We start from the raw sequence: 5,239 nt of genomic DNA, 5'->3' as shown, positions 1-5,239 counted from the left end.
TTCATAATAAATTTGGCAGAGGATTAAAGATTAGTTATTGTGACTAACTCTTTTGGTTAGAACAAGATAAACTTGAGAATCTTCGGTCAAATTTATTGACTCAAAATCAGCTATACTTAATTTAAATGAAACAGCCCTACTAGACTGTCCCCGGGGAGGGCGATTTTATCAGCGCAACAGTTGTTTAATGGTATAAATGAACTCAATCGGTTCAAAGGGCTTGACAATGTAGGCATCGGCTCCGATTTTCATGCCCCAATAGCGATCAAAGACTTCCCCTTTCAAGGAACAAATGACCACCGGGACATTTTTGGTTTTTGGATCCGACTTGAGACGACGACACACCTCATAACCATTCATGCGGGGCATGACGATATCGAGGACGACGAGATCCGGATTGGCTCTCTGAATATGTTCGAGGGCTTCCACCCCATCCGTGGCGATCGTGACCTTAATGCCGCTATTGCGGAGTAGATCACAGATCAGTTCCCGTTGCGTTTGGCTGTCTTCTACCAGCAATATTTCGCTCATAACTCCCTACCTAGCTAGGCTGCCAAGAACAACAATGGCAAAAGATGCCCGATAATAGTCCCCGTTGACCGGATGCTCCGAAATTTCTCTCATTTTTGCCTCCAACGCAATCTGAAATTTATCAGGGGTTTCCCTCTAAACAAGGACTTGATTCACCCTTTCGGGTTTCATCTCTATAGTTCCCAATTCCACCGTTAAAAACCACCGGCCAAGAGATTTTTTTTCGGGTTTGGGGGTTGGGTGTGAGGTTTTAGGGGGTTGGGTTTGAGGATTTTAGGCTTTTAGTTGAAATTCCTCAGTAAAATACGGCGAATCTCGATCTCATTGCCGCTTCCTTCCATAATTTCTCGGAATCTCCCCCAATAGACCCTATTTCTTTTCGTCTAGGAGAAGCATTTATCAATTGTTTCTCCCTGCTCCCCAATCCGCAGCTCCAGTGCTCCCTTCTCCCCACACCCCACACCCTACACCCCACTCTCCTATACCTTTTAAACAGGATTTAGTATTACCTCCTCTTGTCACTAATAATAAATCTGATAAGCTAATTATGTAACATATTTTTCAGTAAGCTTTACTGAATTTAAACCAGCCCTGGAGATTTTTAGTACAAAAGTTCTAGCTCCCTATCTTTGCTTGTCGCTCTCATGCCGTCTTAACCGATAATTTAGATGTGTAGTCAGCTTATTCACAGCAGCCAGAGGTAAAAAGGGTCAGAAAACACGAGCCGATTTATGAGATTGACTGCCGAATTTTTTGAGACTAGGACAGTACATTTGGGCTGAAAAATCTCCAAAAATTTTCCAGTGGGGAAGAGGGAAAATTGAAAACAAATGTATGAATCAAAAAGAAAAACTCGAATGATAGAAATTAAAAAATTTTGGGGATCGGATGGTTACACTGAAACCATAGACGGGCCGCTCCTAGCCTCGATCGCCAACTCTCTCTTACCGAAATAACACGGGAGCATGAAAACCATTGTCTTTTTAAGCAATGGATGAAATGCGACTCGACGGGTTTTAACCCGTCGTATCCTTTTCCTCTAATTTTAGACTATCAATCCAGTCTTCGATGAGTGCTGTTATGGTTTTGTCTTTCTGGGCAGCATATAAATATAGCTTATTTTTTCTGCGGTCAGATAAACGAATTGTTAATGATTTAGTCTTCATACATATATAATTAGTGCATTTATGTTAGCATAACATCAGGAGGTAAAAACACAATGTATAGATGCCAGCAAAATCTAATGAGCATGGATAAACATTTAAAGGCTATCCTTGAGTTCATTTGTGCTGAGTCTCATAAACTGACTAACTGTGGAATTTATTATGCCCGTCAACTTTATTTAAAAACCCAGAAAATTATTGGCAAATTTGATTTAGAGAAAGAGTATAAAAACAACAAACACTATCAAGTTTTGTCCTCTCAGGCAGCACAGCAAATACTTAGAAGCGTTGCTGAGTCCTTTAAATCATTTAAAGAGCTAAACCAGAAATATAGAAAGGGAGAGTTAACAGATAAGCCTCATCTACCTAAATACAGAAAAAAAGAAGGTCTGTTCCTTGTCACTTATCCCAAGCAAGCCCTAAAATGGGTTGATAATCAAATTAGAATCCCTTTAGGAAAAACTGTTAAGCAATGGTTGGGACTTGATAGCTTCTATTTGCCAATGACCTACAATTTGAGGTTTCAAGAAATTAAGGAATTAAGAATACTGCCCAGAAATCATTGTTTTTATGTTGAGTTTGTTTATGAGAGTAACCCAGTCGAGATTGAGGTCAATCCCGATAATGTGCTAGGTTTAGCTCCGGGTTTAAATAATTGGCTAACAGGAGTTTCTAGTCTCGGTACTAGCTTTATAATCGATGGAAGACATCTTAAGTCTGTTAATCGTTGGTACAACAAACAGGTAGCCACTCTCAAAGAAGGAAAACCTCAAGGATTTTGGTCAACCCAACTCGCCAAAATCACAGAAAAGCGTAATCTAAAAATAAGAGATGCTGTTAATAAAGCAGCTAGACTTGTTATTAATCACTGTCTTGAGCATCAAATTGTAGTGGTTGTTTTTGGATGGAATAAAGAACAAAAACAAGAATGTAATTTAGATAAAAATAATAATCAATCTTTTGTTTCAATTCCGACAGCCAAACTCAAAGAACGCATTAGACAATTGTGTGAACAGTGTGGGATTAAGTTTATTGAAACGGAGGAAAGTTATACATCAAAAGCTTCATTCTTAGACAATGACTCGCTACCTAAATTTGGTGAAAGACCCGAAGGGTGGCAACCATCAGGAAAGAGAACAAAAAGAGGATTGTATCGGACTGCTCAAAATCAGTATATTAATGCTGATGCTAATGGGGCAGCTAACATAATTCGGAAAGTAAGCACAACACTTAATTTTGATTTAAGTCGAGTGTCTAGGGGAGTTTTGACTCGTCCCCAGAAATTCAAGTTCTGGTCAGCTAAAAAGACGCGAAGTCCGCTTAGAATCCTCCGTCATTTATGGGTCGGAGAAGTCAAAAAAACTTTTATTATGGAGGACAACTACTCGTGCTATACCTTGCAGAAGTAAAAAAACAGACTAGAGGTTTTATCGGTGGTTACAAAACCGAATTGAAACTATTGGCCTGTCAGCATAAGGATCAGACGTGGAGCGCCATACCGGGGGAAGATATCTTAACCTACGACGAAACTAACTCCCTGGGTGAAGGTGCGCTTCTCTTGGTAAATTTGAGCAATAATCGTCAACTGCAAGGAAACCCGGAATTAGCGGGAGCGGAGATGGTGCGGCAACTGCAAAAGATTTCCCGTTTGATGGAGCGCAGCAAGAAAGATCAAGAGAAAATCGAGCAGTGGAAACAATCCCTCACCTATCAAAGCGAGATTCTCAACCGCCAGAAAATGGAAATGGAGACAAGAATCGAGCAAATTGAACAAATAGAGGCAGAATTCGAGTATTTAGAGCGCAAAAAACAAGAACTGGAAACCCTAAAACAACAATTAAACGAGCAACAGCGACACCTGGAAGAAGGACAAATAAATTGTAACTCCTACCCCAATCTTTCCCCAGAAAAACAACAATTTATTCGCTCTCTAGCGGAGCGTTTAGCTAATAAGCATGATCGGGGCAATTCTCCCTCACAAATTATCCATTCCACTCTTGAATCTGTGCAGGAACAACAGACTATTTTAAATAGTTGTTGGCAGAGTTTAGAGGAGGAGAAAAAAGCTGTAGAAAATCTTCAGGTTGCCAACGATGAAATGCTCGATTATCTAGAACAAAGAGCTAGGGAATTACAGACGAGTCGCAATGCTTTGGAAACGGCTAAAATACAATTACAAATACAAGAAACTGTTCTGAGTCAAAAACAGGAATTATTCGAGTGCCTTAACCTCACCCTACAAACCACTGATTCTACTCAACAAATGCTCCTTCGTCTCCTGCAAGGGGAAGAACTAGATTTTGATGGTAAAGTCGATCTAGAAGCTCTTGAAAAAATGCCTTTAGAAGAATTGGAGAGCTTAGTTAAGAACTTACAAACAGACCTCAAGCGCTGGGAAATTTTTGTCAACGACCAAGAGGAAGAATTAACTCTCCAATGCCAAACCGTGGAAGAATTAGAAGCAAGAATGGCCACAATAGATGAATCCGAGCGAGCTAATTTAGAAGAAGAATTAGCCGAGGAACAGGAAAAAAAAGGAATGCTGGCGGCAACTTTGGTCGGACAAAGACGTAATCTCCAGGAAAGGCAAGCTATTCGCTCTCAACATCTGAAAATGCTGCAACGGAGACAGGGGATTTTATCCCCAGAAGATGCCCAAAAATGTAGCTTTGAACCATTGTTAATTCTGTTGGCCGATAATTATCAAAATAATCTCCAAGAAAGTCAACGTTTAGCAGCAGAAATCAAGGGACTACAAGAGGATTTACCAAAAAACAGAGATACTATTGACGGTCAATGGTCGGATTTAGAGCAAAAAACTCGTGAATTTGAAGAACAGGAGCGACAATGGCGCGATGCTAATCTGGCATTATTGCGTTTAAAAACTCAGGTACAACAGTACGAAACTTTCCTGCAACCCGTGCAGGATCAACTCGATCAAATCCGTCAAAAACTAGAAGCTATCTCCCAATGGTTGACACCCATGGAATCTAATGGTAGTGCCTATCATTACGCTATTAACAGTTAGGCTTAATTAGGGCTTCCTGAACAAATAATACAGGGCAATCCAAACAAAGATTTCGCCGTTTTTGCCGATAACGGAGGCAGGGGGCAGCAGGCCGTTTTTGTAACGGGGATTTATGCCCCGCTCCAAAAACTTTTCGCCTTAAGGCGAGGTTTTAGACCCGATTTTTCCGATAACTTTTATAGCTTTTGATCTATTAATAAAATAATTTAGAGCAATTTAACTCTAGGTTAGATGTGGTGTAGACTAGGATTAGTAATTTATACTCAGATATTCATGAGACAATCCGATCGAGAAATAATACTAAATCCGTTGAGCATTATGCTACATATCAGGACAGGCACTCATGCAATAGGCAATAGGCAAAAGGGGGAATAAATAGGGTTTGCTGAAAAAGTTTTTCGTGGGGGTAGGGTGTGGGGTGTGGGGTGTGGGGTGTAGGGTTTTACCGATTTTCAGGGGGTCAATTACCTAATTTTCAGGGAAAAAGTGCCTAAATTTCCCCCCCGATCACCCCAAG

General features: G+C 40.4%; 4 protein-coding genes. 2 read left to right on the top strand and 2 right to left on the bottom strand.

What is annotated here, in order from left to right; genetic code table 11:
* Nucleotides 1–168 precede the first annotated feature (168 nt).
* Nucleotides 169–531, bottom strand: a complete 363-nt coding sequence (locus tag IM456_RS19645) for a response regulator transcription factor (protein WP_149985993.1) — start codon at nt 529–531, stop codon at nt 169–171.
* Between the two features lie 1,016 nt (nt 532–1,547).
* Nucleotides 1,548–1,697: a hypothetical protein gene (locus tag IM456_RS19640; RefSeq protein ID WP_172970486.1), complete on the bottom strand. Its 150-nt coding sequence runs from the start codon at nt 1,695–1,697 to the stop codon at nt 1,548–1,550.
* 53 nt (nt 1,698–1,750) lie between these two features.
* On the opposite strand from IM456_RS19640, the gene IM456_RS19635 reads away from it, so the two are divergent.
* Both IM456_RS19635 and hmpF read left to right on the top strand, forming a co-directional pair.
* Complete coding sequence (locus tag IM456_RS19635; protein WP_149985992.1) at nt 1,751–3,103, top strand: RNA-guided endonuclease InsQ/TnpB family protein; 1,353 nt, start codon at nt 1,751–1,753, stop codon at nt 3,101–3,103.
* A complete protein-coding gene (gene hmpF / locus IM456_RS19630; protein ID WP_149985991.1) occupies nt 3,082–4,722 on the top strand; it encodes a pilus motility taxis protein HmpF in 1,641 nt (546 codons plus the stop codon). Before IM456_RS19635 ends, hmpF begins: the two co-directional genes overlap by 22 nt.
* The last annotated feature ends 517 nt before the right edge of the window (nt 4,723–5,239 follow it).

This window comes from Microcystis sp. M079S1 (genome assembly GCF_020246425.1).
Taxonomy (GTDB): domain Bacteria; phylum Cyanobacteriota; class Cyanobacteriia; order Cyanobacteriales; family Microcystaceae; genus Microcystis; species Microcystis aeruginosa.
Note: the sequence above shows the minus strand (reverse complement) of the source record. Positions and strands in the feature narration are given on the sequence as shown.